The organism is Aurantiacibacter sp. MUD61 (genome assembly GCF_027912455.1).
GTDB lineage: Bacteria > Pseudomonadota > Alphaproteobacteria > Sphingomonadales > Sphingomonadaceae > Alteraurantiacibacter.
In genome coordinates this window covers 267,241-281,722 of sequence record NZ_CP115446.1, presented here as the reverse complement: position 1 = coordinate 281,722, position 14,482 = coordinate 267,241, and the positions used below count along the sequence as shown (strand labels likewise).

Sequence of the window (14,482 nt, the reverse complement as noted above, 5' to 3'; positions counted from 1 at the left end):
TTCAGACTGCCGAGCTGAAGCGCCGCTGCGATGTGCTCCGGTAAGGATCGAACAGCGCGGCGATGGTGCGCGAATAGGGGAGGCCATCGGGAGTGATCGAGAGGTGATCGGCTTCGAGCACGGCGAGACCACGGTCGAGAAACGGGCGCAAGGTCGTTTCCTGCTCCTGCAAGAGCGCAGCGGGGGCTTTCGCATGACCCTGGCAAAGGAGCTGTTCGATCAGCCGACCGCGCAAGCGGTCTTCCGGCGAACGCGCGATGCCCTTGGTCGTTGCCAGCCGGCTTTGTGAAAGGCTCATGCGATAGCGGCCGGAATTCTTTTCGTTCTGCGCCAGCAGCTGCGGAAAGCTGGAAATGGCCGAGGCGCCAAGGCCAATCAGCACCTCTGCCTGATCATCGGTGTACCCCTGAAAATTGCGTCGCAAGGTTCCGTCCAGCGCTGCCCGCGCCAGCGGATCGCCGCCTGGCCTTGCGAAATGATCGAAGCCGACAGGGACATAACCATGCGTGCTCAGATAGGTATGGCCAAGCTCTGCCATGGCAAAGCGCTCCGCCTGATCGGGCAAGTTGCTCGCATCGATTATGCGCTGGCGCGGGATGAGATGCGGGACATGGGCATAACCGAACAGGGCGATGCGATCGGCGCCAAGCACGCGCGTGCGATGCAGGCTGTCCTGTAAATCGTCGCGGGTCTGGCCGGGCAGGCCGTACATCAGATCGAAATTGAGCGACGAAACACCTGCATCGCGCAGCCAGTCCACGGTCTGGACGATCAGTTCCTCGCTCTGCTCGCGCCCAATGGCTTTCTGACAATGCGGAGCAAAGGTCTGGACACCAAGGCTTGCCCGTTCGAACCCTATGGCCCGGATGGCTTCAGCCCAAGCGGCGCTCATCGTGCGCGGATCGAGTTCCGTCGAGAATACCGGATTGTCGAGCTGGAAATTTACCGTCAGCGCGTCGACCAGCCGAAGCATCTCGATCGGAGAAATGGCATTGGGACTGCCGCCACCAAAGCTGATGCGCGTGACGAACGCCGTTTTCGGTAGCAGCGACGCGACCAGCTCGATCTCGCGTTGCAGTGCCTCCAGATAGGATTGCAGCCGCTGCTGCCGATTGGATTTGCCCGTATTGCATCCGCAGTAAAAGCAGATCTTCTCGCAAAACGGGATGTGCAGATAGAGCGAGATTGCGCCATGCGCATTCTCCAACGCAGCCCGATAATCCGCAGCCGTTACATCGCCGAACTCAGCGGCGGTGGGGTAGCTGGTATAACGCGGAACGGGCGTCGCGAGCAGGTCTGGGTGATATGGCCACATGCGAGCCATATGCAGCCCGCGCGTTCAGACGTCCTTGCGCTGGATCAAATTCTTTTCGCGACTGGCGGCGTGGCATGCCTGCGCCTTGCAGGGGTCTGGCAGCGAAGGTTCACGCGGGGTGAGCGGGATCTCGATCGTTGTGGTGCCGCCATTGGCGCACAGGGTGGTGACCAGCACGGGCGCCGTTTGAGGCAGAGACCCAAGCGCGATTGGCGCGATGGCGACGAGGGCGATTGCCGCGCCGTTCATTCTTCGGGTTCTTCATCATCGATCAGGACGCGCTGGGCAGCCCCGTCTAAGTCTTCGAATTGCCCCTGACGCATAGCCCAGAAGAAGGTGACGAGACCGAGCAGGCCCAGTCCCAGCGCCACGGGAATAAGGATCAGCAGGCCGCTCATCGCGCGACTCTCGCCAGGCGCAAGGAGTTCGCCACGACGACGATCGAACTTGCCGACATGGCGATGGCGGCAATCAGGGGCGTCACCATGCCAAACAGCGCCAAAGGCACCGCGAAGACGTTATAAATAATGGCAAAGCCGAAGTTCTGGCGCACGACGCGCATGCAGGCGCGGGCGGCGCGGATCGCGGTGGCGACGGGCATCAGCGCACGTCCGGTAAAGACGGCATCGGCGGCCTGCTGGCTGACATCGCTGGCACTGCCGGGAGCGATCGAGGCATGGGCAGCGGCAAGGGCGGGGCCATCATTAATCCCGTCTCCGATCATCAAAGGGTTGCGACTCTGCTCGCGCAAATGCTCGAGCGTGGCGAGCTTGTCCTGCGGACTCGCACCGGCTCTCGCATGCAGTCCGAGCTTGCGGGCAATCGTGCTGACAGAGGCGCTCCGGTCACCTGACAGGATGCGACTTTCGATACCCATCTCAGAAAGGGCGTCGATCGCCTGCTTGGCATCGGCGCGCAGCGGATCGTGGAAATCGATCAGGCTGGTGTCCATGCCGATCCGCAACTGGCTGGAGAGACCGGCTTGCGCGCAATCGGGCCGCTCCAATGCGACTTCGATCCCGCGCCATGTGCCAAACAGACCTTCGCCGCCCTGTTCGCTGATGTCTGTGACCTCCGCCGCTTCTACTCCGGCTTCACGCAGGCTCGACGCCAGCGCCTTGCTGAGCGGGTGGTTGCTTGCCTGGGAAAGGGCGAGTGCGACAGCCCGTGCCTCCGGATCAAGCCCGGAAATATCAGCGCGCGGCGTGCCGAGGGTGAGCGTGCCGGTCTTGTCGAACAGGGCGATGTCCACTTCGGCCAGACGCTCAAGCGCGCTGCCGTCTTTCACCAGAAGCCCACGCTTCAGCAGAGCGCCCGAAGTCACAACTTGCGCGGCGGGCACCGCAAGGCCCATTGCGCAGGGGCAGGTGATAATCAGCACCGCGATGGCGATGACGAGCGATTGATGCCAGCCTGCGCCTGCTAGCATCCATCCCACGAAAGCGAGCAGCGCAAGCGTATGGACGGCTGGCGCATAGAGACGAGAGGCGCGATCGGCGATGCGGACATAGCGGCTGCGGGACTGCCCAGCTTCGTCCATCAGCCGCGCGATTTCTGCCAGAAGCGTGTTGGAAGCAGCTGCGGTCACTCGCACCCTGAGCGGCGCCGACAAATTCACAGCGCCTGCATAGACCGGGCTGTCGGCAGCCACTCGCTCTGGCGTGCTTTCGCCAGTGAGCATGGCGTTATCGACCGCGCTTGCCCCTTGTTCAACCACGCCATCCGCAGCGAGCGCTTCGCCTGCGGCGACAGCCATCGTCATGCCCGGTTTGAGCTCTTGCGAAGCTACCGTCTTGAAGCTGCCGTCAGCGGCGATCACCATGGCGCTCCGACCCATCCGCGAAAGCAGCGCGCCGATCCCTGCGCGCGTGCGCGTTCGCATTGCGGCATCGAGCGCGCGGCCCGCCAGCAGGAAAAACAGAAGCATGACGGCGCTTTCGAAATAGGCGTGGCCGCCGCCTGCAACCGTCTCATACATGCTCAAGGCTGTGGCGAGCAGGACGCCGATCGAAATCGGAACGTCCATATTGGTTCGCCGGTATTTCAGCGCCATCCATGCCGATCGGAAGAACGGTTGTCCCGCATAGGCTATTACCGGCAGGGCGATCACGCCGGAGAGCCAGTGGAACAGATCGCGCGTCACGCCGCCGGCGCCTGACCAGACGCTGACCGACAGCAGCATGACATTCATCATGCCAAAGCCCGCCACCGCGAGTGCGCGCTGAAGCCGTTTCGCCTCTGCATCCTCGCTGCCCAGCGGATTGTCGTCCAGTTCCTGCGCTTCGAAGCCGAGTTGCTCCAGAGCATTGGTCAGCGCATCGTGCGGCATGCTTTCTGCATGACGAATGGCGACGCGCTTGGCAGAGAAATTCACCCGCGCGGAAGCAATCCCGTCCAGCTTGGGAAGCTCCCGCTCAATCTTCGCGATGCAGCCGGCACAGCGAATGCCGGGCACGGTGAAACGCGTGTCGACCAGGGCTTCTGCACTGGCAGGATCAAGGCGCGCGGGCGCGGTCACGATATCTGCTGCTCCGCCACCCAGCTATCTGCGCCGGCGGTGATGGTGAGTCGAATAATCCAACGGCCTTCGGGCAAGGCCTCGCTCGATACGAAAGCGCCGTCGGGCCCAGCGTTGAAGCTGAAACTGCGAATGTCAGGCTCACCGAGCGGACGGCGCGCCTGCGCAGTGACGATTGCGTCTTCCGGAACGCCACTCGTCTGAACCAGCAGTGCGCCATCCCTGCGGCTCGCCTGCGCTTCCCAGCCCAGCGCCTCCTGCGCCGCCGCGGCATCGAGCCAGTTGTTGAAGTTCTGGCTGGCAACATAGGAATTATCGACCACAGTCCCGCTAAAACCACGCGTGGCAAAGGTCGCCATGGTGAGGTTGACGGCGATGATCACGGCAAAGCCGCCGACCATCACTGCCGTCATTTTCCTGCCGGTAAATTGCTGTGCCATCAATTGTCCTCCGGAGTATCAAAACGGGTTTCGACCAGATCGCTCTCGGCCTTCTCGTCCAAAGCGGTCAGGCTGAATACGAATTCCTGTTGCTGCGTGCCGCGCGGTGCGGCGACATAGGCGCGCACTTCTCGCACTTGGTCTGCATTTACGGTGACGCGCTGGCTGGCGGCGGCTTGCGAACGGTCGATCGTGTCGGTCCACAGCACTGCGCCGGGTAGGCCTTCTATCGCGATTTCCATTTCGCGCGGGCGGCTTTCCATATTGCGCAGCTTCAGCGTGAACGAATTGCGCACCGCGCCATCGCTCATCAGCATGAAGGGCGGATTGCGGTCTGCCGCGACGGACAGATCGGTGCGGGTGCGCGTGCCGAGTGCGAAAAGCAGCGCCAGGCCGATCGCCGCCCAGATACCGAAATAAATCATGGTGCGCGGGCGGAATACGGCTTTCCAGGGCGAGCGCGCAGGTTCGCCTTTCGCTTCGCGCTCGCAATCCTCCAGCGTGGCGTAATCGATCAGGCCGCGCGGGCGACCGATATCGGCCATCACCCGGTCGCAGGCATCGATGCACAGGGCGCAAGTGATACAGCCGATTTGCGGACCCTCGCGAATGTCGATGCCCGTGGGGCACACCTGCACGCACTCGGTGCAATCGATACAGTCGCCGTATTTCCCCGGCTCCTTCCTCGCCTTCTTCAAGCTGCCGCGCTTTTCACCGCGCCAGTCCTTGTAGGTGACCATCAGCGAGTGCTCATCCATCATCGCGGTCTGGATACGGGGCCAGGGGCACATGTAGATGCACACCTGCTCGCGCATGAAGCCGCCCAGTGTGACGGTGGTAAGGGTGAGGATCGCCACGGTGATGTAGGCGACGGGGGCAGCGTCTCCGCTGAAGAATTCGGCAAACAGCGTCGGCGCGTCCGCGAAATAGAGGATCCAGGCGCCGCCTGTTACAAGGCCGATAAGAAGGTAGACCGTCCATTTGAAACCCCGGCGTGCGACCTTGCCCCAGGTCCACGGTGCCCGGTCCAGCCGCATGCGCGCGTTGCGGTCCCCGTCCACCAGCCGGTCGATGTGCTGGAACAGGTCGGTCCAAACGGTCTGCGGGCAGGCGTAGCCGCACCATGCCCGCCCGACGGCGCTGGTAACCACGAACAGGCCGATGCCCGCCATGATCAGCAAGCCCGCAACGAAATAGAATTCGTGCGGCCAGATCTCGATATCGAACATGTAAAAGCGGCGGCCCGCCAGATCGACCAGCACCGCCTGATCGGGCGCATATTCGCCGCGGTCCCAGCGGATCCACGGGGTGATGTAATAGATCGCCAGGGTGACGATCATCACCGCCCATTTGAAGCGCCGGAAATTGCCATCGATCCGCTTGTTGTGGACCGCCTTGCGCGCCTCGTAATAGCTTTCCGGCTCGCGCTGGAAATCGGGCTCGCCGGTGGTGTGCCGCATCGTCGTCGCCTCAGGACGCGCATCGGCGCTCGACAGCGCAGTGTCGTCTTTTCCGGCGGGGCGCGGTTCGGTGTTATCCGGCACTGTTCTCGCTTTCGGGAGCCGCGCCTTCTGCCGCTTCGTCCGGCGCGGTTTCAGCAACCTCAGGGGCAGCTTCTTCACCGCCTCCCAACGAATAGACATAGGCCGTCAGCATTTTGGTCGTTGCGGGGCCTAGGCGCTCGCCCCAAGCCGGCATCGCACCCATGCGCGGCTGCAGGATTTGCCGCGTAATTTCCGCCGCGCTGCTGCCGCGGAGCCACACCGCGTCATTCAGGCGCGGAGCACCGAGCTGGCGGTTGCCATCGCCATTCTCGCCATGACAGACGGCGCAATTCTGCTGATACAGCGCCGCACCATTGGCATTGGGTTCGGCAAGATCGCCCAGCGAGCGGACATGCTGGGTGACAGCGGCCACCTGACCGGCATCCAGAATACCCTCGAATGCAGGCATGGCACTCTGGCGGCGCGCATTGTCTTCCGGCTGGCGGATGCCGTTTTCAATCGTGTAATGGATTTCTTCCAGCGTGCCGCCCCACAACCACGCATCATCATTGAGATTGGGGTAGCCAAGCGTCTGCGACCCTGCGCCTTGCGAGCCGTGGCACTGGGTACAATGCACTTTGAACGCTGCTTCCCCGCCCGCAACAGCACGGCGGAACAGCTCTTCATCATTGCGCAGATCGGCGACTTCGACTTCGGCCAGCTCAGCACGGAAGGCCTGGCGCGCCTGATCTTCATTGACCAGCTCTTCCTGCAACGCGCCGCGGCTGGACCAGCCGAGAATACCGGTCGTCGCCCGGTCAATCAGCGGCCATGCCGGATAGAGGACCACATAGACCACCGCGAACACGATGGTGAGGTAGAAGGTCCACAGCCACCAGCGCGGCAGCGGCGTATTGAGTTCTTCGATCCCGTCCCACTCATGGCCGACGGTTTCCGTGCCGGTGGGCTCGTCGATACGCTTATTGGTCGCCATCATCGGCTCCTTTGAAGATCGAATTTGCGGCGTGATGGTTGCGGTCCCCGGCGCCGGGGCGGAACGGGTAGAGGCAAAGCACGGCGAACAGGCCGAACATCACGATAAGGGCATAGCTGTCGGCGAAGTGCCGCAGGGTTTCGTAGAAGCTCATCGACCAAGCTCCTCTGACAATTCCTGCTGCGCGGCGGCGCTATCGACATCGACCAGCGTGCCGAGCATCTGCAGGTAGGCGATCAGAGCATCCATCTCTGTCAGGCGATCGGGATCGCCATCGAAATCGCGTGCCTGCGCATTGGGATAGCGCTCGTTGAACTCGGCCTGGCCTGCGCCCGGGAAAGCGCTGCCCTGAAGGATCAGGTCGGCCATGGCCTGGGTGATGTCTTCATCGCTGTAGGGCACGCCCAGCGTTTGCAGGGTGGCCAGGTTCGCCGCCGGATCGCCCGCGTCGAGAGTCGTCTCGGCAAGGAAGCTGTAGGACGGCATGATGCTTTCGGGCACCACAGCCTGGGGGTTGATCAGGTGCTGGACATGCCATTCATCCGAATAGCGACCGCCCACGCGCGCCAGATCAGGACCCGTGCGCTTCGAACCCCATTGGAAAGGCCGGTCATACATGCTTTCGGCAGCGAGGCTATAATGGCCGTAGCGCTCCACCTCGTCCCGGAACGGGCGGATCATCTGGCTGTGGCAGACATAGCAGCCTTCGCGGATGTAGATGTCGCGCCCGGCCAGTTCCAGCGGAGTGTAGGGCCGCATGCCGTCCACTTCCTCAATCGTGTTGTCGAGGTAGAAAAGCGGCGTTATCTGCACCAGCCCGCCGATCGACACTGCAATGAAAGTGCAGATCGCCAGCAGCGTGATGTTGCGTTCAAGTGTCTTGTGACGTTCGGTCATGCTCATGGCATTGGGCCCTTATTCAGCCGGAACGGCGGTGGGTTCGGGATCGGTGATCGGGCGGTCCTTTTCAGGATCGTAAGCCGCCTCGATCATGGCCTTTTCTTCGCGCTGCTTGCCGGCCAGCGTCATCCAGATGTTGTAGCTCATCAGGATCGCCCCGCTGACGTAGAGCAGGCCGCCAAAGGCGCGCAGCACATACATCGGGAACATCGCGGCGACGGTGTCTGCAAAGGACCAGACAAGGTATCCGTCAGCGCCATATTCGCGCCACATCAGGCCCTGCTGAATCCCCGCGACCCACATGCTGGCGGCGTAGAATACGATGCCGAGCGTCGCGAGCCAGAAGTGCCAGTTGATCATCCGCAGCGAGTACATGCGCTCTTTTTTCCAGAGGCGCGGGACGAGGAAGTACACGCAGGCGAATGTGATCATGCCGTTCCATCCCAGCGCGCCAGAATGCACGTGGCCGATGGTCCAGTCGGTGTAATGCGACAGGCCATTCACCGCGCGGATCGACAGCATCGGGCCTTCGAACGTGCTCATGCCGTAGAAGGCGAGCGCCATCACCATCATGCGGATGATCGGATCGGTGCGGATCTTGTCCCACGCGCCGTTCAGCGTCATCAGGCCGTTGATCATGCCGCCCCAGCTCGGCATCCACAGCATGATCGAAAAGACCATGCCCAGCGTTTGCGCCCAGTCGGGCAGCGCGGTGTAGTGAAGGTGGTGGGGCCCCGCCCAAATGTAGAGGAAGATCAGCGACCAGAAATGGATGATCGACAAGCGATAGCTGTAGATCGGTCGTTCGGCCTGCTTGGGCACGAAGTAATACATCATGGCGAGGAAGCCGGCGGTGAGGAAGAAGCCCACCGCATTGTGGCCATACCACCATTGCACCAGTGCATCCTGCACCCCTGCATAAAGGCTGTAGCTTTTCGCGCCGAGCAGGCTGACGGGTAGCGAAAGGTTGTTCACCACATGCAGCATCGCGACGGTGACGATGAAGGCGAGGTAGAACCAGTTGGCGACGTAGATATGCGGCTCTTTACGCTTGGCGAGCGTGCCGACGAAAACGATCAAATAGCAAACCCAGACAATGGTAAGCCACAGGTCGACATACCATTCAGGCTCTGCATATTCCTTCGATTGGGTGACGCCGAGCAGATAGCCGGTTGCCGCCAGCACGATGAACAGCTGGTATCCCCAGAACACGAAGCGAGCGAGGCTGGGAAAAGCCAGCTGCGTGCGGCAGGTGCGCTGCACGACGTAATAGCTGGTAGCGATCAGCGCGTTGCCGCCAAACGCAAAAATCACCGCGCTGGTGTGCAGCGGGCGCAGGCGACCGAAGTTCAGATAGGGCTCAAGATTCAATTGCGGCCAGGTCAGCTGAAGCGCGATGAACAGGCCGGCACTCAGCCCCGCCAGACCCCAGAACATCGTCGCTATCACGCCCCAGCGAATGGGATCGTCATCATATTGCGAGGTGCTCTGCGGCACTTTGAAGAAGGAATTGAGGCGGCTTGTCGGATCGAACTTCGCCGCACTCATGACCATCAGGAGGAGGCAGACGAGCCCCACGATGGCTGCATGGGCGGCAAAACCGGCATCAGCAGCGGCTATCACCACTGCCAGTGCCATGAATGCCAGCAATCCCCACAGGATCGTCCGGCTCAGTGCGGCTTCGGCTTGCATTGGAATCTCCGTCCGTTGTCAGGGGAGTGAATAGAAAGCGCCGTGATGCGATTCTTTGATCTGGCGCAAATTTGGCTGGGAATTGTCAGTTGGCTCTCGTCAGCCATCCGGATCGTTTCTGGAGTTCTTCCGGGTGACGGAGGATGACCTCGTGCCGGCCATGCGTTTCGATGATCTGCGCATCGCGCAGCAGGGTGAGCTGGCGGCTGACGGTTTCGATGGTGAGGCCAAGGCTGTCGCCGATTTCCCGCCGCGACATGGGCAGGGTGAGGCGGATGGTCTCTGCCTGCTTCTCACCAATGCGGCGCGCCATGGAAAGCAGGAAGCTGGCCATGCGTTCGCAGGCGTTCTTGCGGCCAAGGACGATGGATTTTTCCCTGCTGCGATCGAGCATCGTGGCGCTTTGATCGAGGAGATGCTGGAGGATCCCGGGCTCCCCACGCGCCAGCTCGACGAATTGGCTGGCTGAGAAGACCAGCAGCTGTGCATCTTCCAGGGCGACCAGCGAGTAAGAGTGCTCGCATGGGCATGGCAGGCGCAGGAAATCGCCTGCAAAATGGAAGCCGATGATCTGTTCGCGCTCGCCCGCTCCCTTCGCGACCAGTTTGGCACTTCCTTGCGCGATAAAGACCAGCTTTTCTGCATCGTCACTGTGCGCAAGCGCTTGATGTGCGTCGAGCTCGCACTGCTCGGCAATGGCGCCAAAATGCATGAACAGCGCGTCCGGCAGGTCCGGTGGCAGGATGGCTTTTGCGAAAATAGCGAAGGGTTCAGTGGCCTCGATCATGGGCGGCGAAGTCGCATGAACATTCGCAGCTGACATTGATCTGCATCAAGGATCGCTGCGCCTCCTCGCGCCAGAGCATCATCACGCCCTCGCAACTACCTGGGCCACATCGGGTGGCCACTGCGGGGCAAAAGGAATGATCGATGAAACTGCTGACAACCGCCGCCTTTGCTGCCCTGGCAGTTCTGGCCTGCCCCGCACAGGCGCAGGATGCCCAGGGTGATTTTCAGATCAAATTGCTCGGCACGGGCGTGCTTCCCGATGGTGCCATCACCAGCGTGAACACCGATATCGTCGGGCTGCCCGCCGATACCCAGACCGAAGCGAGCGATGCCTTCGTGCCGACGCTGGCCGCCGAGTATTTCGTGTCAGACAATTTATCGATCGAGACGATCTGCTGCCTAACGCGGCATGATGTCGATGCCGTTTCGGGCCTGCCCGGTGCCGAGCTAGTATCCAATGGCACGCTGATCCCCGCGACTTTCACAGCCAAATACCATTTCGATCTTGGCGATGTGGAACCCTATGTCGGCGCTGGCGCGACATATTTCTGGTGGATCGATGTGGAACCCGGCGCGGCTACGATCCCGCTCGGCGTGACGGAAACCACGCTTTCCGATGAAGTGGGCTTTGTCCTGCAGGCAGGTGCCGACATTCCGATTGGAGACAATGGCTTCGGGATTACGGTGGATGCCAAGCGCTATTTCGTAGACACGACGGCGCGCTGGTATGTCGGCGATACGCTGGCCATCGAGACCGAACACGAACTCGACCCCTGGGTAATCAGCGCGGGCGTCTCCTTCCGCTTCTGACCTCCTCCTGATCGACCAAGAAAGGGCCCGAACCGCTCTGGTTCGGGCCCTTCCTTTTTGCGAGGTGTCCGGGGAGACTAGAACGCGTAGCGGGTCGAGAGCTGGATTTTTTGCAGATTGCCCGAGCGGCCATCTTCGAGCTGGCGCTCGGCATACATATATTCGATCCCGACATCGAGGCGGGAGACCGGCGAGTAGACGAGGTTGACGAAGGCGTTCCAGCTTTCGTCGGTCACCTGATTGCCGGTCAGCATCACTGGGTTGTCAGCCCGGAAGTACGATCCTGCGATTGTGGATCGCAAATCGTCAGCCCAGAAATGGCGGAAAGCGGCAAAGCCCGAATAGGTGAAGATCGGATCGAGATTACCATCGAGATCGAGTGCTGCATCGTTCACAATATTTAGGCCGATATAGCGGCCAAGGCCATCGCCGACTGTACCCATGAAACGGATATCGTCCCGCTCGCCAATGCCGATGCGGCCTGACAGGCTGAGCCCGTAGCCAAAAGCTGAATCATCGCCCATGCCAAAATCGTCATCGGCAATATTGAGGCTGCGGACGATACCCGCAGCGGTCAGCGAAACGCCATCGCCAGTGTAATTATAGCGGACCACCACATCGGGCATGGTGTCATCGCCAGCCAGCAACCTGCCGCCGGTCGGCGTCGTGACGACCGTTTCAGGTTGCTCGACAGCGATCTGTAGGCCGCCGTTGGTATACCGGACCATCGGCTGGCGATCAAAGACGGTCCCGGGTGTCGTGCCGATGAAATCCATCGATTCAGGTAAGGCGCCGACATTCTGGAAAGTCGACCATGTCTGGCCCAGCAGCCAGTCGCCATAGGTGAGATAGGCCTGCCGCAGGCGCGGTTCGTAGCTGTTGGAAATCCGCTCATCGCCGCCCGGCGTCACCATGAAATCGACTTCGATATGCGAGCGCAGCGGCGTGCCGGTGCCCACATCGGTCGAGGTGCCGAAGGTCACCCGGGTCTGGCGCGCGTTGAAATCGGTATCCCAGCTCGATGCCTCGCCGCCTACAGGGATGGCTCCGGGGATGAGGAAGTCGCGAGTGATGGCGCCATCGGGCAATTGGCCGCCGCTGGTACGCAGCGATAGCGCGTCCATTTTCACGTAACCGCCCAATGTGAAGCGCGTGTTGCCGATGCCGAACCCATCGCGGTCCTGCTCTTCGCTGACCGTCTCGACCTGCGCGGCAAGTTCTGCCTGTTCGCCGCGCATCTGGGTCGTTTCTGCCATCACCAGATCGGCAGTCGCGGCGATGTCGGCCTGCTGCTGCGCGTCGATGTCCTGCTGCGCGTCCAGCCGCTCGACGAGCCCGGCCACCAATGCCTCGAGCCGGTCCAGCCGGTCTTCGATGCTCGCCTCCTGCGCCAGCGCGGTCGCTGGCATCAGGCATGATGCGCCGACCAGAGCGGCGCAAAAGCCTTTGCGAAAGTTGAATGTCTGCATGAAACCCTCCCGGTCTTTTATCGGAAGAGCTTGTCGCGCCGATCATGGGGTGGGCACAATTAGCCTAACGTATTACGACCTATGTCTGAGTCAGCCGCAGACCCGCGATGGGTTAGGCTCGCGTAAAAATGGGAGGTCTCCACAATGAGCACTATCGTCCAGCATCCATCGCCACCGGCGAGCGCCCACTGCACCCCGGAAGAATATGACGCGCATTACCAGCGCTCTATCCAAGATCCGGATGGCTTCTGGCTCGAGCAGGCCGAGCGGCTGGACTGGATGACCAAACCGACCAAGGCGGGCGAGTGGTCTTTCGATCCTGCCGAAATCAGCTGGTATGCCGATGGCTCCCTCAACCTTTGCTACAATGCGGTGGACCGTCACCTCGAAACGCGCGGCGACCAGACGGCTTTCATTTTCGAGCCGGACGATCCCGCAACTCCGGGCCGCAGCCTGACCTATCGCGAATTGCATGGCGAAGTCGCCCGGATGGCGAATGCGCTGAAAGCCATGGGCGTATCGAAGGGTGACCGCGTCACGCTTTATATGCCGATGATCGTCGAAGGCGCTGTGGCCATGTTGGCCTGCGCCCGGCTCGGCGCGATTCATTCGGTTGTTTTCGGCGGCTTCTCCCCCGAAGCGCTCGCGGGCCGGATCGAGGCATGTGAAAGCCGCTTCGTCATCACGGCGGATGAGGGATTGCGTGGCACCAAGCGCGTGCCGCTGAAGGCCAATGTCGACGCAGCGCTGGAATTCGACGGTGTCGATGTCTCGGGCGTGCTGGTCATCAAGCATACGGGCGGCGCTATCGAGATGAAGGAGGGCCGCGATCATTGGTATTCCGATGTCGCCAGCGATGATGATTGCCCCTGCGTGGAGATGAACGCGGAAGATCCGCTGTTCATCCTCTACACCAGCGGCTCGACCGGGAAGCCCAAAGGCGTGCTGCACACCACCGGCGGCTATGCGGTGTGGGTGGCGACGACGTTCCACTACACTTTCGATTACCAGCCCGGGGAAGTCTTCTGGTGCAGCGCCGATATCGGCTGGGTCACAGGCCACAGTTATGTGACCTATGGTCCGCTCATCAATGGCGGCACCAGCGTGATCTTCGAAGGCGTTCCGAACTACCCCGATCACGGCCGCTTCTGGGAAGTGATCGCCAAGCATAAGGTCAATATCTTTTACACGGCGCCAACTGCCATCCGCGCGCTGATGCGCGAAGGCGACGATCATGTGACGAAGCACGACAGGTCTTCGATCCGCATCCTCGGTACCGTGGGTGAGCCGATCAATCCCGAAGCATGGCGCTGGTATCATGAAGTCGTGGGCGAAGGTCGTTGCCCTATCGTTGACACATGGTGGCAGACCGAAACGGGCGGCCACATGATCACAACGCTCCCCTATGCCAGCGATATGAAGCCGGGCAGTGCCGGAAAGCCTTTTTTCGGGGTGCAGCTGCAATTGGTCGACAATGAAGGGCAGGTGCTTGAAGGGGCTAACGAGGGCAATCTCTGCATCACCGCCAGCTGGCCGGGTCAGACGCGCACCGTCTATGGCGACCATGATCGCTTTATCGAAGCCTATTTCAGCACGTTCAAAGGCAAGTATTTCACCGGGGACGGGTGCAGACTGGACGAAGACGGCTTCTACTGGATCACCGGCCGCGTTGACGATGTGATCAATGTGTCCGGCCACCGCATGGGCACTGCAGAAGTGGAAAGCGCGCTCGTGCTGCATCCCGCCGTCGCAGAGGCCGCAGTCGTCGGATATCCGCACGATATCAAAGGGCAGGGCATCTATTGCTATGTGACGACGATGGAAGGCGTGGACGAAACGGACGAGCTCTATTCCGAGCTCCGTGCCCATGTGCGCAAGGAAATCGGCCCGATCGCAACACCCGATCACCTGCACTTCACCGACGGCCTGCCCAAGACACGTTCGGGCAAGATCATGCGGCGCATCCTTCGCAAGATCGCAGAGAACGATTACGGCTCGCTGGGGGATACCTCCACGCTTGCCGATCCGTCGCTGGTGGACAGGCTGATCGAGGGGCGGCAGAACCGCTGAG

General features: G+C 61.4%; 14 protein-coding genes. 2 read left to right on the top strand and 12 right to left on the bottom strand.

All coding sequences use genetic code 11. The features are described from left to right. Position 1 precedes the first annotated feature (1 nt). The 11 genes from hemN to O2N64_RS01305 form a co-directional block, all read right to left on the bottom strand. Positions 2-1,315 carry an oxygen-independent coproporphyrinogen III oxidase gene (hemN, locus tag O2N64_RS01355; RefSeq protein ID WP_271079692.1) on the bottom strand — a complete coding sequence of 438 codons (1,314 nt, stop codon included), beginning with the start codon at positions 1,313-1,315 and terminating at the stop codon, positions 2-4. A 24-nt stretch (positions 1,316-1,339) separates the two neighbouring features. Continuing rightward, positions 1,340-1,564, bottom strand: a complete 225-nt coding sequence (locus O2N64_RS01350; protein WP_271078505.1) for a hypothetical protein — start codon at positions 1,562-1,564, stop codon at positions 1,340-1,342. After that, entirely contained in the window at positions 1,561-1,713 is a 153-nt protein-coding gene (gene ccoS / locus O2N64_RS01345) for a cbb3-type cytochrome oxidase assembly protein CcoS (protein ID WP_271078504.1), read from the bottom strand. The genes O2N64_RS01350 and ccoS overlap by 4 nt, the downstream gene beginning before the upstream one ends. Continuing rightward, entirely contained in the window at positions 1,710-3,833 is a 2,124-nt protein-coding gene (locus O2N64_RS01340) for a heavy metal translocating P-type ATPase (protein WP_271078503.1), read from the bottom strand. The genes ccoS and O2N64_RS01340 overlap by 4 nt, the downstream gene beginning before the upstream one ends. Next, positions 3,830-4,273: a FixH family protein gene (locus tag O2N64_RS01335; RefSeq protein ID WP_271078502.1), complete on the bottom strand. Its 444-nt coding sequence runs from the start codon at positions 4,271-4,273 to the stop codon at positions 3,830-3,832. Before O2N64_RS01335 ends, O2N64_RS01340 begins: the two co-directional genes overlap by 4 nt. Beyond that, complete coding sequence (gene ccoG, locus O2N64_RS01330) at positions 4,273-5,733, bottom strand: cytochrome c oxidase accessory protein CcoG (RefSeq protein WP_271079691.1); 1,461 nt, start codon at positions 5,731-5,733, stop codon at positions 4,273-4,275. Before ccoG ends, O2N64_RS01335 begins: the two co-directional genes overlap by 1 nt. A gap of 73 nt (positions 5,734-5,806) precedes the next feature. Continuing rightward, complete coding sequence (ccoP, locus tag O2N64_RS01325) at positions 5,807-6,751, bottom strand: cytochrome-c oxidase, cbb3-type subunit III (RefSeq protein WP_271079690.1); 945 nt, start codon at positions 6,749-6,751, stop codon at positions 5,807-5,809. Next, positions 6,738-6,905, bottom strand: coding sequence for a cbb3-type cytochrome c oxidase subunit 3 (locus tag O2N64_RS01320; RefSeq protein WP_271078501.1), 168 nt, complete (start codon positions 6,903-6,905; stop codon positions 6,738-6,740). Before O2N64_RS01320 ends, ccoP begins: the two co-directional genes overlap by 14 nt. Then, positions 6,902-7,654: a cytochrome-c oxidase, cbb3-type subunit II gene (gene ccoO / locus O2N64_RS01315; protein WP_271078500.1), complete on the bottom strand. Its 753-nt coding sequence runs from the start codon at positions 7,652-7,654 to the stop codon at positions 6,902-6,904. The genes O2N64_RS01320 and ccoO overlap by 4 nt, the downstream gene beginning before the upstream one ends. A gap of 12 nt (positions 7,655-7,666) precedes the next feature. Next, positions 7,667-9,343: a cytochrome-c oxidase, cbb3-type subunit I gene (gene ccoN / locus O2N64_RS01310; protein WP_271078499.1), complete on the bottom strand. Its 1,677-nt coding sequence runs from the start codon at positions 9,341-9,343 to the stop codon at positions 7,667-7,669. An 85-nt stretch (positions 9,344-9,428) separates the two neighbouring features. Next, positions 9,429-10,130: a Crp/Fnr family transcriptional regulator gene (locus O2N64_RS01305; RefSeq protein ID WP_271078498.1), complete on the bottom strand. Its 702-nt coding sequence runs from the start codon at positions 10,128-10,130 to the stop codon at positions 9,429-9,431. Between the two features lie 143 nt (positions 10,131-10,273). On the opposite strand from O2N64_RS01305, the gene O2N64_RS01300 reads away from it, so the two are divergent. Next, the gene (locus O2N64_RS01300) at positions 10,274-10,942 is read left to right on the top strand and encodes an OmpW/AlkL family protein (RefSeq protein ID WP_271078497.1); all 669 of its coding nucleotides are present in this window, start codon (positions 10,274-10,276) and stop codon (positions 10,940-10,942) included. A gap of 77 nt (positions 10,943-11,019) precedes the next feature. On the opposite strand, the gene O2N64_RS01295 is transcribed toward O2N64_RS01300, so the two are convergent. Next, the gene (locus O2N64_RS01295) at positions 11,020-12,411 is read right to left on the bottom strand and encodes a DcaP family trimeric outer membrane transporter (RefSeq protein ID WP_271078496.1); all 1,392 of its coding nucleotides are present in this window, start codon (positions 12,409-12,411) and stop codon (positions 11,020-11,022) included. 144 nt (positions 12,412-12,555) lie between these two features. On the opposite strand from O2N64_RS01295, the gene acs reads away from it, so the two are divergent. After that, positions 12,556-14,481 carry an acetate--CoA ligase gene (acs, locus tag O2N64_RS01290; RefSeq protein ID WP_271078495.1) on the top strand — a complete coding sequence of 642 codons (1,926 nt, stop codon included), beginning with the start codon at positions 12,556-12,558 and terminating at the stop codon, positions 14,479-14,481. The last annotated feature ends 1 nt before the right edge of the window (position 14,482 follow it).